A 25,794-nucleotide genomic window follows, 5' to 3' on the forward strand; every position below is an offset into this window, starting at 1 on the left:
TTCGCATGCGAAATAATGGCGCTGACGCGCGGCATCACCGGCTGATCTACCTGCTCAGCGTCGCGCAGCGCCGCTTGCAGCGCTGGATGGCGGCGCGGCCGGAGAGCGAGGTGACGCCGGCGCAGGCGGGGTTGTTGTTCATCCTCGGCAAGCAGGACGGCGTGCTGATGGGCGAGGCGGGCGCGGCTCTCGACATGGGGCCGGCCGGCATTTCCGGCCTCGTCGACCGCACCGAGGCTGCGAAGTTGATCGAGCGACGGGCCGACCGCGAGGACGGACGTGCCTGGCGCATCTTTCTGACGCCGAAGGGACGCACCGCGCTGGCGCAAGCGAAGGCTGGCGCGGCCGAGATCAACGCGGCGTTGACGGACGGATTCACGGCCGCGGAAATCGACATCGTCGCGCGCTGGCTGACCAGCATTCAGGACAAGTTTCCAAGGCCTTCGGACGATAAGGCATTCAGACGAATAGAAGGAGCGAACCCATGACCGAGCACGTCCGCATCGAGACCAACGGCGGCATTCTCACCCTCACGCTGGCACGTCCCGACAAGAAGAACGCGCTCACCGATGCGATGTACGGCAAGCTTGCCGACGCCATCGAATCCGCCGAGCACGATGCGTCCGTCCGCGTGATCCTGATCCGCGGCGAGGGCGACATGTTCACCGCCGGCAACGACGTCGGCGAATTCGCCGCGGTCGCAGCCGGCAAGTCCGAAGGCAGCCGCAATGTCATCCGCTTCATCCAGTCGCTGGCCCGCTGCACCCGGCCGCTGGTCGCGGCGGTGCAGGGCCGTGCCGTCGGCGTCGGCACCACGATGCTGCTGCATTGCGACCTCGTGGTGCTCGCGGACAACGCGCAATTGTCGACGCCCTTCGTCAGCCTCGCGCTGGTGCCGGAAGCGGCCTCCAGCCTGCTGATGCCGGCGCGCATCGGCCATGCCCGCGCCTACGAGATGTTCGCGCTGGGCGAGACGGTGCCGGCGCAGGCCGCGCTGCAATGGGGCATCGCCAACCGTGTGGTGCCGCTCGACAAGCTCGACGCCGAGGCGCTCGCGCTCGCGCAGCGCCTTGCCCGGCAACCGGCCGGCGCCCTCACCGCCACCAAGCGCTTGATGCGCAACGGCGAGGCGCTGGTCGCGCAGATGCAGGCCGAAGGCGAGCAGTTCGCCCAGCGCCTGCGCACCGCCGAAGCGCGCGAAGCATTCACTGCTTTCGCCGAGCGCCGGCCGCCTGACTTCAACAAGGTGGCGTGATCGGACGCGGCCTGGCGGGAGGAAACGGCGGGCACAACCGCAGGTATTCGATTAAAGTCTTAACCAAACCTTGGCATGTCGCCACGCAAGGTGGCCTCTCGTGAAGAGTAGGCCCCCGAACCCATGACGATGTTTAACAAATCGGTAAGCTCGCTTCTCCTGACGCTGATGGCGCTGCTCGCCGCCGGCGCGCTGGCCAGCACCGCGTTCCAGATGCTCGGGGCATTCGGCCGCTACAGCGAAAGTCTGGAGACCGAGCGGCTTGCGGCTGCCGACAAGGCGATCTTCCACGGCGTGCTGGCCTTGCGCAGCAATCGCGGCGATGCGCAGAGCGCGCTGCTCGGCGAGGACGATCCGCGCGCCAAGCTCGGCGTCGCCGAGAAGGCCGAGCAGGCCGGCTATGATGCCATCGCCGCGGCGCTCTCCTCCGTCGAGTTCGCCCGCCGCGACGAGCTCGCCAGCACGCTGAAGCAGCGCTGGAGCGAGGCTGCTCCGAAGTTCCAGCTGTTCTACGACGAGGCCAAGCTGCCGCGTGCCGAGCGCAAGATCGAGCGCACCGCGCCCTGGTACGATGGCGTCACCAAGGTGATCGAGACCGCGAATCTGGCGTCCACCGCGGTGTCCAACCGCGCCTGGACCAACGATCCCTTCATCGCGCGCATGATCCAGGCCCGCCGCTTGGCCTGGCAGGTGCGCGACCGTTACGGCATCCAGTGCTCGACCCTCCGTCCCAACGTCAACACCTCAAAGCCGCTCGACGAGACCCAGAAGCAGACCGTGGCCGGATGGAACGGCATCGTCACCGCCGGCTGGACCGGCATGGAGGAATTGCTGGCCGCGCCCGACGTGACGGCGGACCTTGTCAATGCCGCGAAGGAGGCGCGGGCCAAGACGGACGGTGTGCTCAAGCAGATCGGCGATCTCACCAGGAATCTCGACGGCAGCGGCAAGCCGGCAATGCCCGCCTCGGAATGGAATGCGCTGTGTCAGTCGCCCTTCGCGCCGATCGTCGCGGTCGCCAACAAGGCTCTCGACCAGTCGATCGCGCGTGCGGAAGCCGTCCAGGCCAAAGCCCTCACCAACCTCATCGTGCAGTCGCTCGCCTTCCTGCTCGCGCTGGCCGTGACGCTGGCCGGCGTGTTCGTGGTGCGCAATCGGCTGATGCGGCCGGTACGCGCCATCCTCGATGCCATCGCCCGCATCAGCGCCCGCGACTATGCGACGCCGGTGCCGCAATCCCGGCATCCCGACGAGTTCGGCACCATGGCCGCCACACTGGAAAGCTTGCGCGAGAGCGCGGCAACCGCGGAACGGCTGGGCCAGGAGCGCGAATCGCAGCAGGCGCTCCAGCTCGCGCGCTCCGGCACTGTCGATTCTGCATGCCGCAGCTTTGACGACACCGTGCAGGCCGTCATCCAGAGTGTTGCGGCCTCGACGCGTGAGCTCGATGCCACCGCGACCGGCGTGCGCTCGCTGGTGTCGCAGTCGAGCAGCCAGACCGCGGCGGTCTCTTCCGCCGCCGAACAGGCCACCAACAATCTCGAGACCATCGCGGCCGCGACCGAAGAGCTCTCCGCATCCGTCGGCGAGATATCGGCGCAGGTGCAGTCCAGCGCCCGCGAGGCCCGCGAAGCCGTCTCGCAGGCCGAGCAGACCAATGCGACGGTCGAGATCCTCGACCAGACCGCAAGCCGCATCGGCGAAGTGGTCAAGATGATCAACGCCATCGCCGGCCAGACCAACCTTCTGGCGCTGAACGCCACCATCGAAGCCGCGCGCGCGGGCGAGGCCGGCCGCGGCTTCGCCGTGGTCGCCGGTGAGGTCAAGAGTCTCGCCTCCCAGACGGCGACCGCGACCGAAGAGATCTCGCGCCAGGTCGAGGAGATCCAGGCCGCGACGGGCCAGGCGGTTGCCGCCATCCGCTCGATCGGCGGCGCCATCAGCGGCATCGACGAGAAGATGACGGCGATTGCCGCCGCCGTCGAGCAGCAGCGCGCCGCCACCACCGAGATCTCCCGCAACTTCCAGCAGGCGGCGCAAGGCACCCGCGAGGTCACCGACACGATCGGCAGCGTCGCCAGGCTCAACCAGCAGACCGGCAATGCCGGCACGGTGCTGTCGGAATCCGTCAAGAAAATGTCCGCCGACGCCGATCGGCTCCGCGTCGCGGTCGAGGGCTTCTTGGGAGCGGTGAAGACCGCGTAATCCCCTGAGGCAATCGTCGGCCTGCATGGTTCGAGACGCCCGCTTTGGCGGGCTCCTCGCCATGAGGGTCCGATATCTTGCCGCGGACCGAGACCTCATTCTGAGGGCCGCCGGAGGCGGGCATCGCGAAGGACGGCCGCAGGCGAACTCTCTCTCAGTTCTCTCCGTCTGATGTCGAGCGGCCATTGCCGCCGGTCCGCGCGGCGGCTACATCTGTGCCGCCGCGCGCCTTGAGCGCAGCGCCAGACGCAAGACACATCAGGGATGGAGAGTTCGATGCCGGTCACCCCACACAAGGCCCAGCGCCCCTATCGCGGCGTGTTCCCGGTCGCGCCCACCATCTTCGACGAGCGCGGTGAGCTCGACCTCGAGGGACAGCGCCGCTGCATCGATTTCATGATCGATGCCGGCTCGCACGGCATCTGCATCCTCGCCAATTTCTCCGAGCAGTTCGTGCTCACCGATGCCGAGCGCGAGACGGTGATGCATGCGGTGCTGGAACAAGTCGCGGGACGGGTTCCCGTGATCGTCACCACCACCCATTTCAGCTCGGCCGTCTGCGCGGCGCGCAGCAAGCAGGCCGAGGCGGCGGGCGCGGCCATGGTGATGGTGATGCCGCCCTATCACGGCGCGACCTTCCGGGTTCCCGAGAAGGGCATCGTCGAATTCTTCAAGGTGCTCTCGGGCGCGATCGACATTCCGATCATGATCCAGGACGCGCCGGTGGCCGGCACGCCGCTCTCGGTCGAGCTGCTGGCGCGGCTGGCGCGCGAATTCTCGAACATCCGCTATTTCAAGATCGAGGTCGCGGGTGCGGCCTCAAAGCTGCGCGGCCTGATCGAGGCGGGCGGCAAGGACATTGAAGGCCCCTGGGATGGCGAGGAGGCGATCACGCTGCTCGCCGATCTCGATGCCGGTGCCACCGGCGCGATGACCGGCGGCGGCTATCCCGACGGCATCCGCCAGATCGTCGATCCCTATTTCGCCGGTGACCGCGAAAAGGCGAAGGCGGCATACGAACGCTGGCTGCCGCTGATCAACTACGAGAACCGTCAATGCGGCCTGATCGCGTGCAAGGTCATGATGCAGGCCGGCGGCGTCATCAAGTCGGACGCCGTGCGGCACCCGCTCCAGCCGCTCCATCCGGCGACGCGGGCGGGATTGCTGGAGCTGGCGAAAGAGCGCGATGCGCTGGCCTTGCGCTGGGGGAAGTAGTGCGCAACGTTCCGCTGCCGTAGGGTGGGCAAAGGCGCGAAGCGCCGTGCCCACCACCGTTATCTATAGCGACAGGCGGTGGGCACGCTCCGCTTTGCCCACCCTACGAAAGCTCATGGGACATTGTCCGCTGTCGTCCCGGACAAGCGCGCCGAAAGCGCGCGCAGATCCGGGATCCATACCCCCAGGGAGCGGTTTGACGACGACTCGGAGTGGGGCTTTGCCGCACACTCGTCCCTCTGGTTATGGGTCCCTGCGCCGGGACGACACTGAATAGGACGCGTGCGTTCCGCCCGATCCCACCGGCATGCATTCGACCCGAGGGCGTCGAATTAGCGCGGCTCGACCAGTTTCCCCCGGCACGGCGATGACATATTGTACGTTCGCCAACTGGTCTGGAGCATCTCAAGACATCGCGTAACACCTCTTCATTATGCCGTTATCCCGAGCCAGGTTGGAGCGAACCGACAGAATAGGGAGGCAGTGCCATGACGATGAGGCCCGATCCCACCTTTCACGCATCGCCCAAGCTTGCGATGGAAGCACCTGCGGAGAACTTTGCCTACACGTTGCTGCTCAGTCCGGACTTCTCGAAGCCGGATGCTCTCGCGGTCATCGACGTCAAGCCGGGATCGCCGACCTATAGCCGGATCGTCCACACCGTGACGATGCCCAACAAGGGCGATGAGTTTCACCACTTCGGCTGGAATGCCTGCTCCTCCGCCTTGTCGCCGCTCGCGGGACACGCCTTCATCGAGCGGCGCTATCTCATCATCCCCGGGCTGCGCTCGTCGCGCATCTACGTCATCGATACCAAGCCAGATCCGACCCAAGCCAAGATCCACAAGATCATCGAGCCAGAGGAAGTCTTCAAGAAGACCGGCTACTCGCGGCCACACACGATCCATTGCGGACCGGACGGCATTTACGTCAGCACGCTGGGCGGCGGCGGCAAGGACGGCACCAACGGTCCTCCCGGTGTCTTCATCATGGATTGCGAGACCTTCGAGGTCCTGGGACGATGGGAGATCGACCGCGGTCCGCAGACGCTGCACTATGATTTCTGGTGGAATCTGCCGCGCGACTACATGGTGACGAGCGAATGGGCCTTGCCGCCGCAGTTCGAGAACGGGATCGTTCCGGAAGATCTGCTTGCGAACAAATATGGCCATCGTCTGCACTTCTGGGATCTTCGCGCCCGTCGCAACGTCCAGACCATCGACCTCGGTGCCAATCATCAGATGGCCCTGGAGGTGCGGCCGGCGCACGATCCGGTTCGCGAGTACGGCTTCGTCGGCGTCGTGGTCGACACCACGAATCTCGAAGCATCGATCTGGACCTGGTGGCGAGAAGGCGGGAAATTCCATGCGGAGAAGACGGCGACGATCCCACCCGAGCCCGCGCCAAAGGAGCAGCTCCCGCCGCTGCTTCAGGGGTTTGGTGCTGTGCCGCCGCTGGTGACCGACATCGATCTGTCGATGGACGACCGGTTTCTCTATGTCTCGTGCTGGGGTACGGGCGAAATGCGCCAGTACGACGTCAGTGATCCGCGCAAACCGAAGCTTGCGGGCTCCGTCCATATCGGCGGTATCGCGCGCCGCACCCCCCATCCGAATGGCAAGGCCTTTGCGGCGGGCCCGCAAATGGTCGAGATCAGCCGTGACGGCAGGCGCGTGTATTGGACCAATTCGCTCTATTCCACCTGGGACGACCAGTTCTATCCCGACGGGGTTCCGGGCGTGGAAGTCATGGCCAATGTCGGTCGCAACGGCGGCCTCGAGCTCGACAAGGATTATTTCGTGAGCTTCCCCGACGGATATCGTGCGCACCAGATCAGGCTCGAGGGCGGCGACTGTTCGACGGACTCCTTTTGCTACCCGTCGGTCTAGATGGGACCCATGCGAACCCGGCGCTCGGCTGGCTGTGGCTCGCGCTTGCCGCGAGCGGTCTCTACCACGGGATCAATCCGGGAATGGGATGGCCGCTCGCCGTGTCTGCCGGGCTCATGGACAAGAGCCCGCGCGCGCTCTTCCGTGCATTGTGGGCCTTGGCGGCCGGGCATCTCCTGGCAACATTTCTCGTGCTGCTGCCATTCGCGTTCCTGCTCGTGCTGGCCGAGTGGCAGCGTCCGATCCAGATCGGTGCGAGCCTTCTCGTCATCGGCTTCGGCGTCTATCGGCTGATCGACCGGCGCCATCCGCGCGCGCTGGCACGAATTCCGCCGACGCAATTGGCGCTCTGGTCATTTGCCGTCGCCATTGCCCACGGCGCCGCCCTGATGCTCGTGCCGATCTATCTCGGGCTCTGCCGGGCTTTCGAGCTCGATGCCGGCCACGAGGCGGCGGGCGAGCTGATGAAGGCAAGTCTCGGGATGGCGGTGCTGGTGTCCGTGGTGCACGTTGCCGCCATGGTCAGCGCCGGCGGGTGTCTGGCGTGGCTGGTCTACCGTTATCTGGGGTTGAAGTTCGTCTCGCGAAGCTGGTTCAATCTTGACGCAGTCTGGGCGACCAGCCTCGTCCTGGTTGGCGCGGTGGCGCTCGCCTTCAATCTCTTGAGCTGGCGCTGAAGTCCACCCGCGCCAATCCCCACTCGCCGATGATGCGAAACCGGGCCCTTGCGTCATCCTGCCTGAACAGCGCGATGCGGTCGATCTCGAGTGTCTCGATCCTCAGCGTCGCAAACCGCGCGCGCAGCATCTCCAGGATCGGCCCGCGCCGCTCCGCATCCAGCCGTCCGGTCAGCGTCATGTGGAAGCGGAATTCTTCCATCACGTAAGGATAGCCCCAGCGGTCGAGATAGTCGCGCTGCCGTTCGCTCAGCTTCTCCGGCTTACGCCGCGCGCGATCTTCCGCGGTCAGGGCGGGGCGAAACAGATCGAAATCGCGGACGCAATCGGCGGCGAGCTCTTGAAGCGTATCGACCGGCTCGGCTGGAATGACGGCGATGAAACCGCTGATGGCATCGACGACAGGCCGGATCACGGGATGCGGCCGCGTCTTGCCGGCGAAGGTCGCGCAGGCTTCCATCAGCCCGGCTTCGGTCTTGCCCGATGCCAGCGCCATCGGCGCCTTCAGCGTGGCATGAAAGCCGTATTTGCGGGGATCGGCGCTAAGGTCGCGCCAATCGGGCGCGACCTCCAGCGCCTCGCGCGGAAACGGCAGTTCGTTGCCGGTATAGGCATCGTAGCCGAGCAGCTCGGCGCCGAAGCGGGAGAGGGGGCTGTCGCTGCCGGCGGCAAAATAGATCGCGTAGCGGGGAAGATCTGTCATCGCCCGAGCATAGCCGGTTTAGGCCGCGACGACAGCTTCGCGCGGCATCGCTGCCGCGGCGAGCAGCCGTGTGGCATCGGTGAGATGGACGAGCTTGCCGCCTGATATCACCGCGATCAGCCGCGGCCGCAGCGGTGCAGTGTCGTCGACCAGCAGAATGTCGGCGCGGCGGCCTTGCGCGAGCACGCCGCGATCGGTGAGGCCGGTCGCGCGCGCAGGGCCGGCGGAGACCAGATTCCAGGCCTCCGTCAGCGGCAGCACGCCATCGGCGGCGAGCCGGAACGCGGCGAGCAGCTGCGCGGGATAATAATAATCCGAGGCCAGCACCGAGCAGAGCCCCTTGGCGATCATGTCGGAGGCCTTGGTCCAGCCGGTGTGGCTGCCGCCGCGCACGACGTTCGGCGCGCCATAGACGATGGCGTCGCCGTGGCTTGCCGCCGCCCGCGCCGTCTCCTCGTTGATCGGAAACTCCGCGATGTCAGCGCCGAGCTCGCGAAACTCTCGGCGCATCGCCGGCGTCGCGTCGTCGTGCGAGAGCATCCGCACCTCGGCGGCGCGGGCCGCGGCGGCCAGACGCGCAACGGAAGCCGGCACCTCGTCGGCGCGCGACGTCACGCGTTCAACCAGGCGATCGAATTCCTCGCCCGACAGTCCGGTGCGCTCCACCATGCGGTTGCGCTTGCGCGGCTTGGCCATGTCGGCGACCGTGCCGTCCATGTGGTCGTTGAAGGCGAACAGGTCGACGCGGCCTTCCATGAGCCATTGCGCGATCTCGGCTTCGGCCTCGAGATTGTAGGTCTCGTGCCGCAGATGGAAGCGGGTGTCGGCGGCGAATTGCGGACGCTGCCGTTCGATCGCCTCCATCAGGCCGCGCGCATTGTCGGCGCTGCGCAAGCCCGGCTCCCAGGAGCAGGTGGTGGCGTGGAACACCGTGGTGATGCCGTTGCTGATGGCCTGGCGGTCGCTGTCGGCGAGCGCGACGTCGATCGGGAAGTCGACACCGGCACGCGGCATCATCTGCCGCTCGAACGCATCGCCATGCAGATCGACGATGCCGGGCAGCACCAGCAGGCCCCGCGCGTCGATCGCCAGCCGCGCCCGGCCGCGCGCAGCGTCCATCGCAGTGATGTCCTGCCCGGACACCGCCAATGACGTTTCGACGAGTTCGGCGCCGATCAGGGTCCGGCCGCCTTCAAGGAAGATGTCTGTCACGCGACCGCGCTTCGTTCACTGGGAGGATTGGCGAGAGATCTCGCTCGTGCTTCATATGCCGCAAGAAAATCTTCAATCCCGAGCTTGCGGAAATCGGGCAGGGCCTCGCGCAATTTGTCGTGATCCCAGTCCCACCAGGCCAGCCGCGCAAGCCGCCCGGCAATCTCCTCGGAGAACCGTCGCCGCACGATTCGGGCCGGATTGCCGGCGACGATGGTGTAGGCCGGCACGTCCCTGGTGACGATGGCGCCGGCCGCGATCACCGCGCCGGTGCCGATGTTGCGGCCCGGCAGCACGATCGCGCCGTGGCCGATCCAGACGTCGTGGCCGATATGGACGTGATGCTGGCGCCGCCAGTCGAAGAACTCGGTATCGTCGCTCTCGCCTTCGAAGTAAGCGCTGGAGCGATAGGTGAAATGCGCCTGCGTCGCGCGGTGCATCGGATGGTTGCCGGGATTGATGCGCGTCATCGCCGCGATCGAGCAGAATTTTCCGATCGTACTGTAGGTGATCTGCGAATCGTTCACGACATAGGAGTAATCGCCCATCGCCACTTCGTGCAGGATGGTGCGCGCGCCGACCTCGGTATAGGCGCCGAGCCTGACCTCATGCAGCTTGGCCGAGGGATCGATGGTCGGCTGAACTGAAAGAGCTTTGGCGGCCATGTCGAATCCGAAGTCTGGGGACGGGCGTATCTCTTCGAGCGGCTTGATGACGATGTCATGACACCATGATGACAGGGGATGAGCTGTGCAGGATCGCCGCACCGCAACGTCCCTGTCACACAAGTGTTAAGCGCCGGCGTTAGCGATTGGCTCCAGTTAATCTGGAGCCCTGCATGCTGGTTGTGGAAGGTCTGACGTGTCGCTTCGGCGCGAAAGCCGCGGTGGACGGTGCCTCGTTTCAAATTTCCCCCGGCGGCTTCGTCGGTGTGATCGGACGGTCCGGCGCCGGCAAATCGACCCTGCTGCGGAGCATCAACCGCCTGGTGACCCCGACCGAGGGACGCATCCTGTTCGGCGGGATCGACGTCACCGCGCTGCGCGGCAAGGAGCTGCGGCAATGGCGGGCGCGCTCGGCGATGATCTTCCAGCAGTTCAACCTGGTCGGCCGGCTCGATGTCCTCACCAACGTCCTGATGGGACGGCTTGCGACGATGCCGGCCTGGCGTTCGCTGTCGCAAGTGTGGCCGGAGCAGGACAAGGCGCTGGCGATGTCGGCGCTCGAACAGTTCGACATCGCTTCGCTCGCCGCGCAGCGCGCCGACCAGCTCTCCGGCGGTCAGCAGCAGCGCGTCGCGATCGCGCGCGCATTGGTGCAGCAGCCCGACATCATCCTCGCCGACGAGCCGATCGCTTCGCTCGACCCGCGCAACACCAAGATCGTGATGGATGCGCTTTTGCGCATCAACAAGCATTTCGGCATCACCGTGCTCTGTAACCTGCATTCGCTCGATCTCGCCCGCAGCTATTGCGATCGCCTGATCGGCATGGCGCAGGGCCGCGTGGTGTTCGACGGCGCGCCGGCCGCGCTGACAGATCACGTCGCACGCGAGCTCTACGATCTCGAAGCCGCCGATGTCATGGGTGCCATGCCTGTGCCGGCGCCCGCGGGCGTCCCCGCGCTCGGAACGGCCGCGGCCGCCTGAGCGAAATCTGTTTCGTTGCAAGTCTTCGTTGCAAGTCTTTGCGTCAACCGACCCCAACCGATGAAGAGGGTATCATGATTACTCGCAGACTGGTCCTTGCCGGCGCCGCCGCGCTCGCGTTCACGACTTCAGCCCTGGCCGCCGACTGGAAAGCGAAATATCCCGAGCTGACCTTCGCGGTCGTGCCGGCCGAGAACGCCTCCGGCGTCACCGAGCGCTGGGCGCCGTTCATGAGCTATCTCTCCAAGGAGCTGGGCGTGAAGGTGACGCTGCGCATCGCCAATGACTACGCCGCCGTGATCGAAGGCCAGCGCGCCGGCAACATCCACATTGCCAGCTACGGCTCGGCTGCGTTCGCCCGCGCCCGCCTGACCGGCGTCAAGTCCGAGGCCTTCGCCAACGACGTCAACGCCGACGGCTCGACCGGCTATTATTCGGTGTTCTTCGTCAAGGCGAGCAGCCCCTACAAGACCCTCGATCAGCTCAAGGGCAAGAACCTTGGCCTGGTCGATCCGAACTCGACCTCCGGCAACAACGTGCCGCGCTTCGAGCTCGACAAGATGGGCATCCACGATGCCGACACCTATTTCAGCAAGGTCGTCTTCACCGGCAGCCACGAGAACGCGATGCTGGCGTTGTCGCAGGGCACGGTCGACGTCGCCGCCAACCAGTGGACCAGCGACGACGATTCCACGCTGGCGCAGATGCTGACGAAGGGCATGCTGAAGAATGCCGACGGCTCGGCGATGAAGAAGGACGACTTCCGCATCGTCCACAAATCGGCGCCGATCATCAACGGCCCTTATGCTTTCAACTCCGACCTGCCGGAAGACGCCAAGGCCGCCATTGTGAAAGCTTTCTTCGACGCGCCGGCCAAGGACAAGGCCGCGTTCGATCGCCTCTCCGACGGCCAGAAGAAGGGCTTTCATCCCGCCACCACCAAGGATTGGGATGGCACGATCGAGCTGATCAAGTTCGTCGACGCCCTGCGTAAGAAGAAGGCGTCCTGAGTATCAGGACAATGCCACTGGAGCCGGGTCGAACGACCCGGCTCTTTCTTTGACGGGACCTGATCTCGAGCCCATGACAACAGCGGTTTCGATCCTTCCCGAGCAGCAGCTCGCCGTGCTCAACGCCGCCTATCGCCAGGCGGTGGCCCGCAGGCGGCTCCGCCTCCTGTTCGGAGCCGCGGTCTTCGCCGCGGCGCTGGTTCTCGCCGCGATCGGCGCCGAAGTGAATCTGCGCACGCTGTTCAGCTATTTCGGCAATTTCGTCAGCTATTTCGACCGCATTTTCACGCTCGACAGCGGCCAGCGGGTCTGGACCGATGTCGGCGAGTGGATGTGGGGCTGGCGCAAATGGCTGAAGATGCTGGGAGAGACCCTGCTAATCAGCTACGTCGGCACGCTGATCGGCGCGACGCTCGCATTTGGCCTGAACTTCTTCGCCGCCGAGAATACCTCGCCCGCACCCTGGCTGCGCTTCGTCGTCCGGCGCCTGCTTGAATTCGCACGCACCGTTCCCGGCATCGTGTTCGCGCTGGTGTTCGTGATCGCGTTCGGGCTGGGTCCGATGGCCGGCGTGCTCGCGATCGCGATCCATTCCACCGGCGCGCTCGGCAAGCTGTTCTCGGAGATCGTCGAGAACGCCGACATGAAGCCGGTCGAGGGCATCCGATCGACCGGCGCAAGCTGGCTCGCCTGCATGCGCTTCGCCGTCGTGCCGCAGGTGACCGCGGGCTATGCCAGCTACGCGCTGCTGCGCTTCGAGATCAATGTGCGCGAAGCCTCGGTGATGGGATTCGTCGGCGCCGGCGGCATCGGCCAGGAGCTCGTCGTCGCCATTCGCAAATTCTACTATTCGGACGTCAGCGCCATCCTGCTCACCATCATAATCACCGTCTTCATCATCGACATCACCACGGGCTGGCTGCGCGGCCGCCTGTTCGGCAAGGAGGCGCGGACGTGACGCCGCACGAGGTCGATCCGCGAGAGCTTCGCGCGCGCTACCCCGACGTGTTCGACCGGCCGGCCTCAGCGCGGCTCGCGATGCCGGCGATGATCGTCGCAGCGTTCGCGATCCTGATCTACGGCCTCGTCGATCTCGACTTCTCGCCGTCGCGGTTCTTGGCCGGCCTCAGCCAGCTGGGCTGGATCACATTGATGATGATCCCGCCCGATCCCGGCTCCTCGCTGCCGGTCTATCTCAAGGCGCTCGGCGAGACGCTGTCGATCGCGCTGCTGGGCACGACCCTCGCCGCACTGTTCGCGCTTCCGGTCAGCCTGCTCGCCGCGCGCAACGTGGTGCCGTCGAGCATCCTGCGTTTTCCCATTCGCCGCGTGCTGGATTCGATCCGCGGCGTCGACACCCTGATCTGGGCGCTGGTGTGGATCAACGTGGTCGGGCTCGGCCCGTTCGCCGGCGTGCTCGCCATCGCGGTGTCGGATTTCGGCGCCTTCGGCAAGCTGTTCTCGGAAGCGATCGAAGGCGCTGACCAGAAGCAGGTCGAGGGCATCCGCGCCTCCGGCGGCAGCGCGCTGCACGAGATCCGCTTCGGCCTGTTGCCGCAGGTGCTGCCCGTCATCGCCGGCCAGGTGCTCTATTTCATCGAATCCAACACGCGTTCGGCCACCATCATCGGCATCGTCGGCGCCGGCGGCATCGGCCTCCAGCTCGCCGAGCAGATCCGCGTGCTGGAATGGCAGAGAGTGTCGTTCCTGATCCTGATGATCCTGGTCGCGGTCGCCGCGATCGATTTCATCTCGGGCAAGCTGCGCTTTGCGATCATTGGCAAGCGAGCTGTCGCCTGACCGTCGGTGCCGTAGCGCCGTCTGGTGGGCAAAGGCGCGTCAGCGCCGTGCCCACGAACTTTCTCCGACATGATCAAAGTCGTGGGCACGCTGCGCTTTGCCCACCCTACGAGTCCCGTTTCTCGGAGAGGGCCCCTACGACTCCACCAGAAACTCCACCCGCTCCGCCGCGAAGCGCGAGTGCTTGGTCATCAGCGGCTGGCCCTGGAGATCGTGGTCGGTGGCGTCCACCACCAGGATCGGGCGTCCCAGCGCGAGATCCAGCCGTGCCGCGTCGGTTGCGTCCACGATGCCGGCGGTGATCCGGGTCGCGCCGCGGCGATAGTCGCGCACGCCGTAATGCGCGAGCAGCTTCGTCATCGAGCGCGTCGCCGCGAACACGGCGCCCGCATCCGGAAACAGCTCGGCCGACAGCCAGGTGGTGGAGACGCAGATCGGGGTGCGGTCGGCAAGGCGGATCGCCTCGATCCGCACCAGGGGCGCGCCGGCTTTCAAGCCCAGCTCGCGCGCCAGCTCGCGGGTGGCGACATCCTCGGAAGCCTCGATCAACTGGCCGCGCGGCTCGCGGCCGCCGGCCCCGACGATCTCCGAGAAACGGGTGCGCGAGCGTAGGGGGTAGGCGAGCTTCTGCGCTTCGACATAGGTGCCGCTGCCGCGCTCGGCGCGCACCAGGCCGCGCTCGGCGAGGGCTGCCAGCGCGCGCCGCACGGTGTGGCGGTTGACGCGATAGGTTTCGGCGATCTCCATCTCGCCCGGCAATTTGTCGCCGGCCGCGAAGCGGCCGTCGGCGATGCCGCGCTCGATGCCGTCGGCAACGAGGCGCCACAGCGCGACGCCGGACGATGCAGTGTCTTGCATGCTCATATCGCCGGTCAGCCTAGCCCAGAAATCACGGCTTTGTCACGAAACAGTCATGGCGCTCCCGTATGAAGTTGTCTATTATCATAGACAACTTCGGCGCGGGCAAGTTCTGTCCAAAGGTTCGGTGAATCGGGTGACCCAGCACGACAACCAGCAAGCCCAGCGCAAGGCCGCCATGGCCGTGCTGGCGCACGCGGAGGCGGGCGAGATCGCCGCCCGCCTCCGCGACTTCGCTCTTCCGGAGCATCAGGATCTGCGCGCGCCGGAGAACGGCCTCGTCATGCTGCGCGGCCGGGTCGGCGGCGACGGTGCGCCGTTCAATCTCGGCGAGGCCACGGTGTCGCGCGCGGCCGTGCGGCTTGCGAGCGGCGAGGTCGGGTTCGGCTATACGCTCGGGCGGAACAGTGAGAAGGCGCGGCTGATCGCGCTGTGCGATGCGCTGGTGCAGTCCCGTGATTTCGGCGGCGCGGTGGAGCGGGATGTAATCGCGCCGTTGCGCGAGCAGCTTATGATTCGCCGCCAGCAGGCCGCGGCCGAGACCGCCGCGACTAAGGTTGATTTCTACACCATGGTGCGCGGTGAGGGGTGAGATCATGACCACGATTGCGGAATTGCCGCCGGGGTTCGCCGACAAGGTGCTGTCGGCGCAATCGACCTTTCGCTCGGTGATGGACGCGATGGCGCGGCCGGGCTCGGTCCGGCCCATCGTGCCGGGCGCGGGGGCGCCCGGTCCGATGATGCGCGGCACCGCCGCGATCGCGCTGACGCTGTTCGACCACGACACGCCGCTCTGGCTCGATGCGCGGATGGCGGCGAGCCCGGACGTGGTCAAATGGCTGAAATTCCACACCGGCGCGCCGGTGGTGCAGGATAGCTCGATCGCGAGCTTTGCGCTGATTGGCGACGGCGCCGCGCTTCCGCCGCTCGAACGCTTCGCGCTCGGCACCAGCGAATATCCGGATCGCTCCACCACTATCATCCTCCAGGTGGAGAGCCTCGACGCGGGTCGCAGCTTCGAGCTGCGCGGGCCCGGCATCGACGGTGCCGCGACGCTCCAGGCGTCGATCAAGCCGTTCGACCTGTTCGAGCGCCTGCGGTTCAACGAGCCGCTGTTTCCGCGCGGCATCGATGTCGTGCTGGTCGCCGATGACGCCGTGGTCGCGATCCCCCGCACCACGCGTGTCGTGAGCAAGGGAAGCTGAAGCATGTATGTCGCAGTCAAGGGCGGCGAACGCGCCATCGAGAACGCCCATCGCCTGCTCGCCCACAAGCGGCGCGGCGACCACGGCGTTCCGGAGGTCACGCTCGACCAGATCTCGGAACAGCTCGGCCTCGCCGTGGACCGCGTCATGAGCGAAGGCTCGCTGTACGATCGCGAGCTCGCGGCGCTTGCGATCAAGCAGGCGCGCGGCGATCTGATCGAGGCGATCTTCCTGGTCCGCGCCTTCCGCGCCACGCTGCCGCGTTTCGGCGCCAGCGAGCCGGTCGACACCGGCGCCATGCGGGTGCAGCGGCGGGTGTCCTCGACCTTCAAGGACATTCCCGGTGGCCAAATTCTCGGGCCGACCTTCGACTATACCCACCGCCTGCTCGATCCCTCGCTCGCGCAAGGCTTTGCGCCGGAGGCGCCGGCCACGGCCGATGCCTCCACGGCGCCGACGCCGCGCGTGACGGACATTCTCGGCCGCGACGGCTTGATCGAATCCTCGCCCCAGGCCGAGGACGGCGCCAGCGTCGGCGATCTCACCCGCGAGCCGCTGAATTTTCCGGCGAACCGCGACCTGCGGCTGCAGAATCTGGCGCGCGGCGACGAAGGGTTTCTGTTGGCGATGGGCTATTCCACCCAGCGCGGCTATGGCCGCAACCATCCGTTCGCCGGCGAAATCCGCTTCGGCGAGGTCGAGGTGGAGTTCTTCGCGGAGGACGCCGGCTTCGCCGTGCCGCTGGGCGCGATCGAGCTCACCGAATGCCAGATGGTCAACCAGTTCAAGGGCTCCGCGACCGAAGCGCCGTGCTTCACCCGCGGCTATGGCCTCGCCTTCGGCCAGAGCGAGCGCAAGACCATGTCGATGGCCCTGGTCGATCGCGCATTGCGCGCCCGCGAGCTCGGTGAGGAGGTGCGTGCCCCGGCGCAGGACGAGGAGTTCGTGATGTCGCATTCGGACAACGTCCAGGCGACGGGCTTCGTCGAGCACCTCAAGCTGCCGCATTATGTCGACTTCCAGTCCGAGCTCGGCCTGCTGCGCAAGCTGCGTCGGGAGTTCGCGGATGCCCAAGCGCCCGAAGCCATGAAGGAGGCCGCGGAATGAACGCGCCGGCCTACAATTTCGCCTATCTCGACGAGCAGACCAAGCGGATGATCCGCCGCGCCATCCTCAAGGCGATCGCGATCCCCGGCTATCAGGTGCCGTTCGCCAGCCGCGAAATGCCGATGCCCTATGGCTGGGGCACCGGCGGCGTGCAGGTCACCGCCGCGATCCTCGGTCCTGCCGACGTGCTGAAGGTGATCGACCAGGGTTCCGACGACACCACCAACGCGATCTCGATCCGCAAATTCTTCGCCAAGACCGCGGGCGTCGCCACCACGACCGCGACGGAGGAGGCGACCGTGATCCAGACCCGTCACCGCATCCCGGAGGCGGCGCTGAGCGAGAACCAGGTGCTGGTCTATCAGGTGCCGATTCCGGAGCCGCTGCGCTTCCTCGAGCCGCGCGAGACCGAGACGCGGCGCATGCACGCGCTGGCCGAATACGGCCTGATGCATGTGAAGCTCTATGAGGACATCGCCCGCTTCGGCCACATCGCGACCGCCTATGCCTATCCGGTGAAGGTGAACGCGCGCTACGTAATGGACCCGTCGCCGACGCCGAAATTCGACAATCCCAAGATGGACAATTGCCCGGCGCTGCAATTGTTCGGGGCCGGCCGCGAGAAGCGCATCTATGCGATTCCGCCTTATACGCAGGTGGTGTCGCTCGATTTCGAGGATCACCCGTTCGAGCCCTATCGCTTCAACGCGCCCTGCGCGCTGTGCGGCGCAGAGAATTCCTATCTCGACGAGATCGTCACCGACGACAAGGGCAGCCGCATGTTCGTCTGCTCGGACACCGATTATTGCGAGGGCCGGCAGGCCGCGGGCCACCACGGCAGCCTCAGCGCCGCGCCGTACAAGGACAAGGCGCAAGGAGGCGCGAATGGCTGATCCAGACCTGCACGAGAACGACGAGCCGCTGCTGGTCGCGACGTCCCTCAGCAAGTCCTTCGGCCGCATCGCCGCGTGCCGCGACGTCTCGTTCGCGCTCTATCCCGGCGAGGTGCTGGCGATCGTCGGCGAATCCGGCTCGGGCAAGTCGACGCTGCTTCAGCTCCTGTCGGGCCAGCTCGCGGCCAGCGGCGGCCACGTCTCCTACCGCATGCGCGACGGTGTCACGCGCGATCTCGCCACGCTGGGCGAGGCCGAGCGCCGCTTCCTGTTCCGCACCGATTGGGGCTTCGTGCACCAGGATCCCGCGCAGGGCCTGCGCATGGCGGTCTCGGCCGGCGCCAATGTCGGCGAGCGCCTGATGGCGGTGGGTTGGAACCATTATGGCCGCATCCGCGATACCGCGTCGGACTGGCTGACCCGCGTCGAGATCGACGTCGCACGCATCGACGATGCGCCGCGCACCTATTCCGGCGGCATGCGCCAGCGCCTCCAGATCGCACGCAACCTCGTCACCGAGCCGCGGCTGGTGTTCATGGACGAGCCGACCGGCGGCCTCGATGTCTCCGTGCAGGCCCGCCTGCTTGATCTCCTGCGTAGCCTCGTCGCCGAGCTCCACTTGGCCGTCATCATCGTCACCCACGATCTTGCGGTCGCGCGGCTCCTGTCTCACAGGGTGATGGTGATGAAGGGCGGCAGGGTTATCGAGACCGGTCTCACCGACCAGGTGCTCGACGACCCCCGCGAGCCCTATACACAACTCCTCGTCTCCTCGATTCTGCCGCCATGAGCCTTTCGATATGAGTTCTGCAATGACCGCCATGATCGATATCGCCGACGCCAACAAGACCTTCACGATGCACCTGCAGGGCGGCATCGAGCTGCCGGTCGTGCGCGGCGTGACCTTCAAGGTCAATCCGGGCGAGTGCGTCGTGCTGTCGGGTCCGTCGGGCGCCGGCAAGTCGTCGATCCTGAAGATGATCTTCGGCAATTACCGCTGCGACAGCGGCCGGATCGGCATCCGCCATCGCGGCGCGCTGATCGATCTCGCCAGCGCCGAGCCGCGCCAGGTGCTCAACGTCCGCCGCGCCACCATCGGCTATGTCAGCCAGTTCCTGCGGGCGGTGCCGCGCGTTGCCACCATCGACGTCGTCGCCGAGCCGCTGATCGTGAACGGCACGGCCCGCGCCGACGCGCAGGCTCGCGCCGGCGAGTTGCTGCATCGCCTCAACATCCCCGAGCGGCTGTGGCGGCTGCCGCCCGCGACCTTCTCCGGCGGCGAGCAGCAGCGCGTCAACATCGCGCGCGGCTTCATCTCGGATCTGCCGATCCTGCTGCTGGACGAGCCGACCGCCTCGCTCGACGCCGCCAACCGCACCGTGGTGGTCGAGCTGATCGCCGAGAAGAAGCGCCGGGGCGTCGCCATGGTTGCCATTGTCCATGACGACGAAATCCGTCATCTGATTGCCGACCGCATCGTCGACGTCACCAGCTTTGCCGCGGCGGCCTGAGGGACATGGAAATGAACGCCAAGCCGAAGGACATTGTGATCGCCAACGCCAGGATCGTGCTGGCCGACCGGGTGATCGAGCAGGGCTGGCTTGCTCTTGCCGATGGCCGCATTGCCGAGATCGGCGAGGGCCGGGCGCCCGCAGGGGCCGAGGATGTCGGCGGCGACCTCATCATGCCGGGCCTGATCGAGCTTCACACCGACCATCTCGAAGCCCATTACGTGCCGCGGCCAAAGGTGTTCTGGAATCCGGTCGCCGCCGTGGTCTCCTATGACGGTCAGCTCGCCACATCAGGCATCACCACCGTGTTCGACTCGCTCCGGGTCTGGCGCGAGGACGGCGCCGAGGAGGTCGACGGCCGCGCCGGCGTGCTGGCCGCCGCGATCACGACCGCGCGCGATGCCAGCCTGCTGCGCGCCGACCACTTCCTGCACCTGCGCTGCGAGATCCCGATGCCGAGCGTGGTGGAGGAGGCCAGGGAGCTGATCGACCGCCCCGACGTCAAGCTGATGTCGCTGATGGATCACACCCCCGGCCAGCGCCAGTTCCGCGACGAGGTCAAGCTGCGCGATTATTATCGCGGCAAGGGCGGCGGCAAGACCGATGCCGAGCTCGACGAGCTGTTCGCCAAGCGCTTCGAGTACCAGAAGCAATACGCCGCAACCAATATGCGCGAGATCGTGGCGCTGGCGCATCGGTACAACATCCCGCTCGCGAGCCACGACGACACCACCGAGGAGAACGTCGCGGATGCCGTGCGCGACCGCATCTCGGTCGCGGAATTCCCGACCACGCTGGAAGCCGCGCGTGCCCTGCATCAGGCCGGTATCGACATCCTGATGGGCGCGCCGAACGTCGTGCGCGGCGGCTCGCATTCCGGCAACATCGCCGCGGTCGATCTCGCCCGGGAAGGCCTGCTCGACATCCTGTCGTCGGACTACATCCCGTCGAGCCTCCTGATGGGCGCGCTGCAATTGCCCGAGCATGTGCCCGGCATCAGCCTTCCGGCGGCGATCCGCACGGTGACGAAGGCGCCCGCCGAGGCGGTCGGCCTCACCGATCGCGGCGAGGTCGCGACCGGCAAGCGCGCCGATCTGATCCGCGTGCATGTTGCAGGCCACATTCCCGTCGTCCGCAGCGTCTGGCGCGAGGGACACCGCGTCGCATGAGCGAGACGGCGACCACGGCCGAGGGCGAGGCGGGCGCGATCGGCCCCGGCCGGCTCGTGCTCGTGGTCGGCCCCAGCGGCGCCGGCAAGGACACGCTGCTGCGCCTGGCGCAGGCGGCCTGCGCCGATGATCCCAGCGTTTTGTTTCCGCGCCGTATCGTGACGCGTGCGTCATCGCCCGATGAAGACAATATCGCGATAAGTCCCGACGAATTCGACCGTGCGCGGGATCATGGTGACTTCGCCGTGCACTGGGACGCGCACGGACATTCCTATGCGCTGCCGCGCGAGATCAACGACCATATCCGCGCCGGACGAACGGTCGTCGCCAACGTCTCGCGCACGGTGATCGGCGCGTTGCGCCAAGCTTACGCAAATGTCTTAGTGGTCGCGATCACGGCGCCGCCGGAGGTGCTGGCACGGCGACTTGCCGCGCGGGCGCGGCAGAGCGATGGCAACATCGCACAACGTCTCACCCGCAGCATCGACGACGCGACAGCGCAGGCCGATGTCACCATCCTCAACGCCGGCAGCGCGGAGGATCACAGCCGCGAGCTCGTGCGCGTCGTCAGGAACGAAGGCCGGCGAGAATAGCCGGTCCACCACGGAGAGAACGGAATGTCGGTGATCGAAACGGTCGAGCAGCTAGAGGCCATCTACGGCGTCACCAACGACGCCTCGACCGTGAAAGTCGCCGACCACGTCACGCCGCTCTATCGCGTCTTCGTCGAGAAGGCCCCGTTCGCCGCGCTCGCCACCATCGGCCCCGAGGGCATCGACTGCTCGCCGCGCGGCGACCTGCCCGGCTTCGTCCGTGTTCACGATCCCAGGACGCTGATGCTGCCGGACCGTCGCGGCAACAACCGTGTCGATTCGCTGCGCAACATCGTGCGCGATCCCAGGGTGTCGCTGATGTTCCTGATTCCCGGCTCCGGCAACGCGGTCCGTGCCAACGGCCGCGCTCATCTCTCGGTCGATCCCGAGCTCCTGGCCTCGTTCGAGGTCGAAGGCAAGGCGCCACGCAGCGTCATGGTGATGCATGTCGACGAGATCTACTTCCAATGCGCCCGCGCCATCGTCCGCTCCGATCTCTGGAATCCCGACAAGCGCATCGACCCCAAGATGCTGCCGACCCCCGGCCAGATCCTCGCCGAGATGAGCGACAACAAGGTCGGCGGCGCGGAATACGATCACGCGTGGCCGGCGCGTGCGGCAGCGACGATGTGGTGATCTTTTTCCCTCTCCCCTTGTGGGAGAGGGTGGCTCGCCGCGCTAGCGGCGAGACGGGTGAGGGGTATCCATCCTCACGAGGAGCGCTGAGCGCGGAGAGATACCCCTCATCCGGCGCTTCGCGCCACCTTCTCCCACAAAGGGAGAAGGAAAGTGGAGATTGCCGCTTTCGCTCCCATCCAATTAAACGCCATCCCGCCCTCAGGAATCGTAGGGTGGGCAAAGGCGCACTTGCGCCGTGCCCACGAACTCTCACCGGTTACACGCAAATGGTGGGCACGCTTCCGCCTTCGCTCTCCGAGCTACGGCGGACAAGTCGCTTTGCCCACCCTACGGCACCGAGAATCCCAAAGACAGGAGCGTCGAAGTCTGTTCGACAGTCTCGAAGGCCGCCGGTTCCGCCCCGCGCGCGAGGACGAACGCGCGGTATTGTCGGAGCGGAACCGCCGAGCTGATCAACTGCGGCGGCGCGCCCTGGTGCGTGCCGCCTTCTTTGCCGCAGTGGAGCGAACCTTGGCGCCCTTGGTCCGGCTGGCCTTGCGCGCCGCGGCGGAACGCGATGCTGCGGATCGCCTGCTCGCGGCGCGCTTGCCCTGCTTCGACAGCGCGCTGCGCGATGCGGTTGAGCGCGGCTCCTTCTTCAACACGCCTGCGACCGCGCGTGACACCTTCGGGCGCCGCTTCGCGGTGCGCTTGCCCTGACCGACCTCATAGGCATATTGGGCGCTGCGGCGCGTCGCCTTTTTGGTGCGTCCCTTGCGCGGTGGCGGCAGGTCGACGCCGGCGCGGCGTGCCTCGGAGAGGCCGATCGCGATGGCCTGTTTCGTCGAGCGGGCGCCGTGCTTGCCTTTGCGGATCCTGTCGATCTCGTCCTTGACGAATTCGCCGGCCTGCGTGCTCGGCGACTTTCCGGCGCGCTTGTCCTGCCTCGCTTTACGAATGATCTCTTGTCTTGGCATGGTCGAGTTCCCTTCTTGATTGAGAGGGATATCTCACCGCAACGCGCAAGGCAGAAGATCGATCCAGTCAGTTCCTCAGCGCCGCCAGCAGCTCATCCGGACGTTCTGCCATGATCATGTGTCCCGCGCCCGGCACCACCACGGTCTTTGCATGCGGGATTGCCGCGGCGAGCGCCTTGCCGGCTTTCGCCGGCGTCATCATGTCCCGCTCGCCCAGGATCAGCGTTGTCGGCACCTTGACGCTCGCCGCGGCCTGAAGCGCATTCGTATAGGAATTGCAGGCCGACAGATCCTTGAACAGCACGCCAGGCTCGCACGCCTTCAGCACCGCCTGCGCGCCGCCATGCATCCACAGGCCCGGCGCCAGGCTGCCGCCGAGCTCGGCGTTGAAGCCGAGGCCCCAGATCGAGACCATGTCGTTGGCATCCTGCGAGTTGGCCTCGGCGGCCTTCAGCAGATCCGGGCCGACCGTCATGGTCGCGGCGGTGCCGATCAGGCTCAGCGCCGAGACCTTGTCGGGATGCCGGGCCGCGGTCTCCAGCGAGATCAGCGATCCCATGGAATGGCCGATCAGATGCGCCTTTACGCTTCCTGCCGCATCGAGCAGCGCCGCGGTCCAGTCCGCCATCTCGGCGATGCTCGACAGCGAAGGCCCAGCCGAGCGGCCGTGACCGGGCAGATCAGGCGCCAGCACGCCAAAGCCGTGATGAGCGAACCAGCGCGTATGCAGCGCCCAGGTCGAATGATCGAAGCCGGCGCCATGGATGAACACGACCGCAGGTAGCGACTTGTCGAAGTCGCGGCCGCCGGTTGCGACGAACACATCAGCGCCGTTGATGGAGAGCTTCATGGTGTCAGACCTTTTGCGAGATGCGCAGCGCCTGCGCCAGATCGTCGATGATGTCGCTCGCGGTCTCGATGCCGACCGAGAGCCGCACCAGCTCCTCGCCGATGCCGGCGTCCCTGAGCTGCTCGGCGTCCATCTGCTGATGCGTGGTCGAGGCCGGGTGGATCACCAGCGTCTTGGCGTCGCCGACATTGGCGAGATGGCTGATCATGCGCAGGCTCTCGATGAATTTGCGCCCGGCGGGCCGTCCGCCCTTGATGCCGAAGGAGATGATCGAGCCGGCGCCGCGCGGCAGGAGCTGCTTGGCGAGCTGATAATCCGTGTGCGTCTCCAGAGAGGGATGCAGCACCCAGTCGACCGCCTTGTTGGACTTCAATGCTTCCAGCACGAGGTGGGTGTTCTGCATGTGGCGGTCCATGCGCACGCCCAGTGTCTCGACGCCCTGCAGCAGCTGGAATGCGTTGGTCGGCGACAGGCAGGCGCCGAAATCGCGCAGGCCTTCGGTGCGCGCGCGCATGATGAAGGCCGCCGTGCCGAATTGCTCGTCGAAAACGATGCCGTGATAGCCGCCATAGGGCTCGGTCAGCACGCCGAACTTTCCGGAAGAGCGCCAGTCGAAGCGGCCGCCGTCGATGATCGCGCCGCCGATCGCGATGCCGTGGCCGCCGATCCATTTGGTCGCCGAATGCATGACGATGTCGGCGCCGAGCTCGATCGGCCGGCTGAGATAGGGCGTGGCGAAGGTGTTGTCGATCAGCAGCGGAATCTTCGCGTCATGCGCGATCTGCGCGACCTTGGGGATGTCGAGCACTTCCAGCCCGGGATTGCCGATGGTCTCGCCGATCACGAGTTTCGTGTTCGGCTTGATGGCGCTGCGGAACGCGTCGAGGTCGCGCGGCTTGACGAACGTGGTCGTGATGCCGAAGCGCGGCAGCGTATGCGCCAGCAGGTTGATGGTGCCGCCATAGAGCGAGCTCGACGCCACGATGTGGTCGCCGGCATTGAGCAGCGTCGCGATCGCCAGATGCAGCGCGGCCATGCCGCTCGCGGTGCAGATCGCACCGACGCCGCCTTCGAGCGCGGCGAGCCGCTCCTCCAGCACGCCGGTGGTCGGATTGGAGATGCGCGTATAGATGTGGCCGGCGCGCTCCAGATTGAACAGTGCAGCGGCGTGGTCGGAATCCTGGAACACATAGGACGTGGTCTGATAGATCGGCACCGCGCGGGCGCCGGTCACGGGATCCGGATGCTGGCCCGCATGCAGGCTCAGGGTCTCGAAGGCAGGCGGTTTGGGCGCGGGCATGCATGGCCTCGTTGGTCGGTCGGCGATGGCGGCTCTTGTGCCATAAAACGGCGCGCCGCGTCAGCCCATTGACAGCGCCGCATCGCCGGTGCGCCCCCTCGCCCCGCTTGCGGGGAGAGGGTTGGGGCGAGGGGGAGTCTCCGCGAGGACGGTGAGAGTCGGACTCGCGGAGGCTCCCCCTCACCCGGAATTCAAGCTTCGCTCGAATTCCGGCCTCTCCCCGCAAGCGGGGAGAGGCGAAGCAGCGCCGCCTGCGTGCTCTGCGAGACTAACCCCCGATCGCCTGCTCGATGATCCGCGCCTCCCGCAACAGAATCTCCGCGACCTCCTGCTCGCGGCGGGGGCCGAGCCGCGTTCGCACCGCGGAGACGGTCATGGCCGCGGCGGGGCGGCCGTCCGGGGTCTTGATCCAGGTCGAGATCGACTTCGTGCCCTGCACGAGGCCGATCTCTCTCATGCCGTATCCGAGCCGCCGCGCGGCGGTGATCTCGCCGAGGACCGTCGCCGTATCGGTCCGGTAAGTCTCGAACCGCTTCTCGTTGGCCGCGACGATCTTTCGCGCCTCCGGCGCCGGCATCGCGGCGAGGATGGCGACGCCCGCGCTGGAGACGCCGAGCGGCCGGCGCGCGCCGACCTCGATCGACAGCACCTGGATCGGATAGACGCCGATCCTGCGGTCGACGCACAGCGTGTCGTTGCCGGTGCGCACGGTCAGGAACAGCGTGTCGCCGATCTCGGCGGAGGCACGCCGCAGCGACGGATTGGCGGCGACCAGCAGCCGCGAGGGGCGCGGCCGCGCCAGCGCCAGCTCCGGCACCTGGTTGCCGATCGCGTAGCGGCCGCTGCGCGCGCTCCGCTCGACGATGCCTTCCTCGATCAGCACGTGGACGATGCGATGCACGGTCGGGCGGGTGAGGCCGGTCGCCTGCACGACCTCGGCCAATGGCACACCGGCCTCGCGGCCGGCGGCAAGAATGCGCAGCACGGCGAGCGCGCGCCGGATCGCCTGCGCGCCCTGCCGCGGTGTTGCCGCGTTGCGAGCGATCTTGGTTCTGTCCATAATATGGACAACAACGCCACAATTCACTCGACAGGTAAA

Annotated in this window: 27 protein-coding genes; 19 read left to right on the forward strand and 8 right to left on the reverse strand. The window is 66.6% G+C overall.

What is annotated here, in order from left to right:
- The first annotated feature begins 5 nt into the window (after positions 1-5).
- The 6 genes from D6B98_RS28125 to D6B98_RS28150 all read left to right on the forward strand — a co-directional run bounded on the left by D6B98_RS28125 (position 6) and on the right by D6B98_RS28150 (position 7,241).
- Positions 6-488, forward strand: coding sequence for a MarR family winged helix-turn-helix transcriptional regulator (locus D6B98_RS28125; RefSeq protein ID WP_126260281.1), 483 nt, complete (start codon positions 6-8; stop codon positions 486-488).
- Complete coding sequence (locus tag D6B98_RS28130; protein WP_126260282.1) at positions 485-1,255, forward strand: enoyl-CoA hydratase; 771 nt, start codon at positions 485-487, stop codon at positions 1,253-1,255. Before D6B98_RS28125 ends, D6B98_RS28130 begins: the two co-directional genes overlap by 4 nt.
- Before the next feature lie 123 nt (positions 1,256-1,378).
- A complete protein-coding gene (locus D6B98_RS28135; RefSeq protein ID WP_126260283.1) occupies positions 1,379-3,460 on the forward strand; it encodes a methyl-accepting chemotaxis protein in 2,082 nt (693 codons plus the stop codon).
- 276 nt (positions 3,461-3,736) lie between these two features.
- Positions 3,737-4,675, forward strand: a complete 939-nt coding sequence (locus tag D6B98_RS28140; protein WP_126260284.1) for a dihydrodipicolinate synthase family protein — start codon at positions 3,737-3,739, stop codon at positions 4,673-4,675.
- 488 nt (positions 4,676-5,163) lie between these two features.
- Positions 5,164-6,564: a selenium-binding protein SBP56-related protein gene (locus D6B98_RS28145; protein WP_126260285.1), complete on the forward strand. Its 1,401-nt coding sequence runs from the start codon at positions 5,164-5,166 to the stop codon at positions 6,562-6,564.
- Positions 6,565-6,647: 83 nt separating this feature from the next.
- Positions 6,648-7,241 (forward strand): hypothetical protein, encoded by a 594-nt coding sequence (locus D6B98_RS28150; RefSeq protein WP_126260286.1) that lies wholly within the window; start codon positions 6,648-6,650, stop codon positions 7,239-7,241.
- Here D6B98_RS28150 and D6B98_RS28155 read toward each other — a convergent pair.
- From D6B98_RS28155 to D6B98_RS28165, 3 genes are read right to left on the reverse strand one after another with little or no spacing between them, the layout of a single operon-like run.
- Positions 7,219-7,944, reverse strand: coding sequence for a DUF1045 domain-containing protein (locus D6B98_RS28155; RefSeq protein ID WP_126260287.1), 726 nt, complete (start codon positions 7,942-7,944; stop codon positions 7,219-7,221). The two genes, D6B98_RS28150 and D6B98_RS28155, sit on opposite strands and share 23 nt — an antisense overlap.
- An 18-nt stretch (positions 7,945-7,962) precedes the next feature.
- On the reverse strand, positions 7,963-9,156 hold the full coding sequence (locus D6B98_RS28160) for an alpha-D-ribose 1-methylphosphonate 5-triphosphate diphosphatase (protein ID WP_126260288.1): 1,194 nt from the start codon (positions 9,154-9,156) through the stop codon (positions 7,963-7,965).
- Positions 9,153-9,821, reverse strand: a complete 669-nt coding sequence (locus D6B98_RS28165; protein WP_164718908.1) for a transferase hexapeptide repeat family protein — start codon at positions 9,819-9,821, stop codon at positions 9,153-9,155. The genes D6B98_RS28160 and D6B98_RS28165 overlap by 4 nt, the downstream gene beginning before the upstream one ends.
- A 173-nt stretch (positions 9,822-9,994) precedes the next feature.
- Here D6B98_RS28165 and phnC point away from each other — a divergent pair, with 173 nt between their 5' ends.
- The 4 genes from phnC (at position 9,995) to phnE (D6B98_RS28185) (ending at position 13,614) form a co-directional block, all read left to right on the forward strand.
- Positions 9,995-10,804 carry a phosphonate ABC transporter ATP-binding protein gene (gene phnC, locus D6B98_RS28170; protein WP_126260290.1) on the forward strand — a complete coding sequence of 270 codons (810 nt, stop codon included), beginning with the start codon at positions 9,995-9,997 and terminating at the stop codon, positions 10,802-10,804.
- Between the two features lie 74 nt (positions 10,805-10,878).
- The gene (phnD, locus tag D6B98_RS28175) at positions 10,879-11,814 is read left to right on the forward strand and encodes a phosphonate ABC transporter substrate-binding protein (RefSeq protein WP_126260291.1); all 936 of its coding nucleotides are present in this window, start codon (positions 10,879-10,881) and stop codon (positions 11,812-11,814) included.
- Between the two features lie 73 nt (positions 11,815-11,887).
- The gene (gene phnE / locus D6B98_RS28180) at positions 11,888-12,772 is read left to right on the forward strand and encodes a phosphonate ABC transporter, permease protein PhnE (protein ID WP_126260292.1); all 885 of its coding nucleotides are present in this window, start codon (positions 11,888-11,890) and stop codon (positions 12,770-12,772) included.
- Complete coding sequence (phnE, locus tag D6B98_RS28185; protein WP_126260293.1) at positions 12,769-13,614, forward strand: phosphonate ABC transporter, permease protein PhnE; 846 nt, start codon at positions 12,769-12,771, stop codon at positions 13,612-13,614. The genes phnE (D6B98_RS28180) and phnE (D6B98_RS28185) overlap by 4 nt, the downstream gene beginning before the upstream one ends.
- A gap of 135 nt (positions 13,615-13,749) precedes the next feature.
- Here the strand turns inward: phnE (D6B98_RS28185) and phnF are convergent, their stop codons facing one another.
- Complete coding sequence (gene phnF, locus D6B98_RS28190) at positions 13,750-14,478, reverse strand: phosphonate metabolism transcriptional regulator PhnF (RefSeq protein ID WP_126260294.1); 729 nt, start codon at positions 14,476-14,478, stop codon at positions 13,750-13,752.
- Positions 14,479-14,599: 121 nt separating this feature from the next.
- On the opposite strand from phnF, the gene phnG reads away from it, so the two are divergent.
- The 9 genes from phnG to D6B98_RS28235 are packed head-to-tail and all read left to right on the forward strand — an operon-like array spanning position 14,600 to position 21,586.
- The gene (gene phnG / locus D6B98_RS28195; RefSeq protein WP_126260383.1) at positions 14,600-15,064 is read left to right on the forward strand and encodes a phosphonate C-P lyase system protein PhnG; all 465 of its coding nucleotides are present in this window, start codon (positions 14,600-14,602) and stop codon (positions 15,062-15,064) included.
- A 4-nt stretch (positions 15,065-15,068) separates the two neighbouring features.
- Positions 15,069-15,677, forward strand: a complete 609-nt coding sequence (gene phnH / locus D6B98_RS28200) for a phosphonate C-P lyase system protein PhnH (protein WP_164718909.1) — start codon at positions 15,069-15,071, stop codon at positions 15,675-15,677.
- A 3-nt stretch (positions 15,678-15,680) separates the two neighbouring features.
- The gene (locus tag D6B98_RS28205; RefSeq protein ID WP_126260296.1) at positions 15,681-16,784 is read left to right on the forward strand and encodes a carbon-phosphorus lyase complex subunit; all 1,104 of its coding nucleotides are present in this window, start codon (positions 15,681-15,683) and stop codon (positions 16,782-16,784) included.
- Positions 16,781-17,677 carry an alpha-D-ribose 1-methylphosphonate 5-phosphate C-P-lyase PhnJ gene (locus D6B98_RS28210; RefSeq protein ID WP_126260297.1) on the forward strand — a complete coding sequence of 299 codons (897 nt, stop codon included), beginning with the start codon at positions 16,781-16,783 and terminating at the stop codon, positions 17,675-17,677. The genes D6B98_RS28205 and D6B98_RS28210 overlap by 4 nt, the downstream gene beginning before the upstream one ends.
- Complete coding sequence (gene phnK / locus D6B98_RS28215) at positions 17,670-18,467, forward strand: phosphonate C-P lyase system protein PhnK (protein ID WP_126260298.1); 798 nt, start codon at positions 17,670-17,672, stop codon at positions 18,465-18,467. Before D6B98_RS28210 ends, phnK begins: the two co-directional genes overlap by 8 nt.
- Positions 18,468-18,489: 22 nt before the next feature.
- A complete protein-coding gene (phnL, locus tag D6B98_RS28220; protein ID WP_164718910.1) occupies positions 18,490-19,188 on the forward strand; it encodes a phosphonate C-P lyase system protein PhnL in 699 nt (232 codons plus the stop codon).
- Between the two features lie 11 nt (positions 19,189-19,199).
- A complete protein-coding gene (locus D6B98_RS28225; RefSeq protein ID WP_126260300.1) occupies positions 19,200-20,357 on the forward strand; it encodes an alpha-D-ribose 1-methylphosphonate 5-triphosphate diphosphatase in 1,158 nt (385 codons plus the stop codon).
- Positions 20,354-20,950, forward strand: coding sequence for a phosphonate metabolism protein/1,5-bisphosphokinase (PRPP-forming) PhnN (gene phnN / locus D6B98_RS28230; RefSeq protein ID WP_126260301.1), 597 nt, complete (start codon positions 20,354-20,356; stop codon positions 20,948-20,950). The genes D6B98_RS28225 and phnN overlap by 4 nt, the downstream gene beginning before the upstream one ends.
- A 24-nt stretch (positions 20,951-20,974) precedes the next feature.
- Positions 20,975-21,586 carry a pyridoxamine 5'-phosphate oxidase family protein gene (locus tag D6B98_RS28235; protein WP_126260302.1) on the forward strand — a complete coding sequence of 204 codons (612 nt, stop codon included), beginning with the start codon at positions 20,975-20,977 and terminating at the stop codon, positions 21,584-21,586.
- Between the two features lie 455 nt (positions 21,587-22,041).
- On the opposite strand, the gene D6B98_RS28240 is transcribed toward D6B98_RS28235, so the two are convergent.
- The 4 genes from D6B98_RS28240 to D6B98_RS28255 form a co-directional block, all read right to left on the reverse strand.
- Complete coding sequence (locus D6B98_RS28240) at positions 22,042-22,545, reverse strand: DUF6496 domain-containing protein (RefSeq protein WP_126260303.1); 504 nt, start codon at positions 22,543-22,545, stop codon at positions 22,042-22,044.
- A gap of 67 nt (positions 22,546-22,612) precedes the next feature.
- Complete coding sequence (locus tag D6B98_RS28245) at positions 22,613-23,395, reverse strand: alpha/beta fold hydrolase (RefSeq protein WP_126260304.1); 783 nt, start codon at positions 23,393-23,395, stop codon at positions 22,613-22,615.
- Between the two features lie 4 nt (positions 23,396-23,399).
- A complete protein-coding gene (locus D6B98_RS28250) occupies positions 23,400-24,695 on the reverse strand; it encodes an O-acetylhomoserine aminocarboxypropyltransferase (RefSeq protein WP_126260305.1) in 1,296 nt (431 codons plus the stop codon).
- Between the two features lie 268 nt (positions 24,696-24,963).
- Positions 24,964-25,755 carry an IclR family transcriptional regulator gene (locus D6B98_RS28255; RefSeq protein WP_164718911.1) on the reverse strand — a complete coding sequence of 264 codons (792 nt, stop codon included), beginning with the start codon at positions 25,753-25,755 and terminating at the stop codon, positions 24,964-24,966.
- Between the last annotated feature and the right edge of the window lie 39 nt (positions 25,756-25,794).

The organism is Bradyrhizobium sp. LVM 105, assembly GCF_003957705.1.
Lineage (GTDB): Bacteria > Pseudomonadota > Alphaproteobacteria > Rhizobiales > Xanthobacteraceae > Bradyrhizobium > Bradyrhizobium frederickii.

Excerpts from the sequence above, each read along its gene's own strand:
- D6B98_RS28145 (WP_126260285.1), top strand. The coding sequence starts at position 5,164 with ATGACGATGAGGCCCGATCCCACCTTTCACGCATCGCCCAAGCTTGCG.
- D6B98_RS28210 (WP_126260297.1), top strand. The coding sequence starts at position 16,781 with ATGAACGCGCCGGCCTACAATTTCGCCTATCTCGACGAGCAGACCAAG.
- D6B98_RS28155 (WP_126260287.1), bottom strand. The coding sequence starts at position 7,944 with ATGACAGATCTTCCCCGCTACGCGATCTATTTTGCCGCCGGCAGCGAC.
- phnD (WP_126260291.1), top strand. The coding sequence starts at position 10,879 with ATGATTACTCGCAGACTGGTCCTTGCCGGCGCCGCCGCGCTCGCGTTC.
- phnN (WP_126260301.1), top strand. The coding sequence starts at position 20,354 with ATGAGCGAGACGGCGACCACGGCCGAGGGCGAGGCGGGCGCGATCGGC.
- phnE (WP_126260292.1), top strand. The coding sequence starts at position 11,888 with ATGACAACAGCGGTTTCGATCCTTCCCGAGCAGCAGCTCGCCGTGCTC.
- D6B98_RS28205 (WP_126260296.1), top strand. The coding sequence starts at position 15,681 with ATGTATGTCGCAGTCAAGGGCGGCGAACGCGCCATCGAGAACGCCCAT.
- D6B98_RS28225 (WP_126260300.1), top strand. The coding sequence starts at position 19,200 with ATGAACGCCAAGCCGAAGGACATTGTGATCGCCAACGCCAGGATCGTG.
- D6B98_RS28135 (WP_126260283.1), top strand. The coding sequence starts at position 1,379 with ATGACGATGTTTAACAAATCGGTAAGCTCGCTTCTCCTGACGCTGATG.
- D6B98_RS28140 (WP_126260284.1), top strand. The coding sequence starts at position 3,737 with ATGCCGGTCACCCCACACAAGGCCCAGCGCCCCTATCGCGGCGTGTTC.
- D6B98_RS28235 (WP_126260302.1), top strand. The coding sequence starts at position 20,975 with ATGTCGGTGATCGAAACGGTCGAGCAGCTAGAGGCCATCTACGGCGTC.
- D6B98_RS28250 (WP_126260305.1), bottom strand. The coding sequence starts at position 24,695 with ATGCCCGCGCCCAAACCGCCTGCCTTCGAGACCCTGAGCCTGCATGCG.
- phnC (WP_126260290.1), top strand. The coding sequence starts at position 9,995 with ATGCTGGTTGTGGAAGGTCTGACGTGTCGCTTCGGCGCGAAAGCCGCG.
- phnK (WP_126260298.1), top strand. The coding sequence starts at position 17,670 with ATGGCTGATCCAGACCTGCACGAGAACGACGAGCCGCTGCTGGTCGCG.
- phnH (WP_164718909.1), top strand. The coding sequence starts at position 15,069 with ATGACCACGATTGCGGAATTGCCGCCGGGGTTCGCCGACAAGGTGCTG.
- phnF (WP_126260294.1), bottom strand. The coding sequence starts at position 14,478 with ATGAGCATGCAAGACACTGCATCGTCCGGCGTCGCGCTGTGGCGCCTC.
- D6B98_RS28150 (WP_126260286.1), top strand. The coding sequence starts at position 6,648 with ATGGGATGGCCGCTCGCCGTGTCTGCCGGGCTCATGGACAAGAGCCCG.
- phnL (WP_164718910.1), top strand. The coding sequence starts at position 18,490 with ATGACCGCCATGATCGATATCGCCGACGCCAACAAGACCTTCACGATG.
- D6B98_RS28165 (WP_164718908.1), bottom strand. The coding sequence starts at position 9,821 with ATGGCCGCCAAAGCTCTTTCAGTTCAGCCGACCATCGATCCCTCGGCC.
- D6B98_RS28130 (WP_126260282.1), top strand. The coding sequence starts at position 485 with ATGACCGAGCACGTCCGCATCGAGACCAACGGCGGCATTCTCACCCTC.
- D6B98_RS28245 (WP_126260304.1), bottom strand. The coding sequence starts at position 23,395 with ATGAAGCTCTCCATCAACGGCGCTGATGTGTTCGTCGCAACCGGCGGC.
- D6B98_RS28125 (WP_126260281.1), top strand. The coding sequence starts at position 6 with ATGCGAAATAATGGCGCTGACGCGCGGCATCACCGGCTGATCTACCTG.
- D6B98_RS28255 (WP_164718911.1), bottom strand. The coding sequence starts at position 25,755 with ATGGACAGAACCAAGATCGCTCGCAACGCGGCAACACCGCGGCAGGGC.
- D6B98_RS28240 (WP_126260303.1), bottom strand. The coding sequence starts at position 22,545 with ATGCCAAGACAAGAGATCATTCGTAAAGCGAGGCAGGACAAGCGCGCC.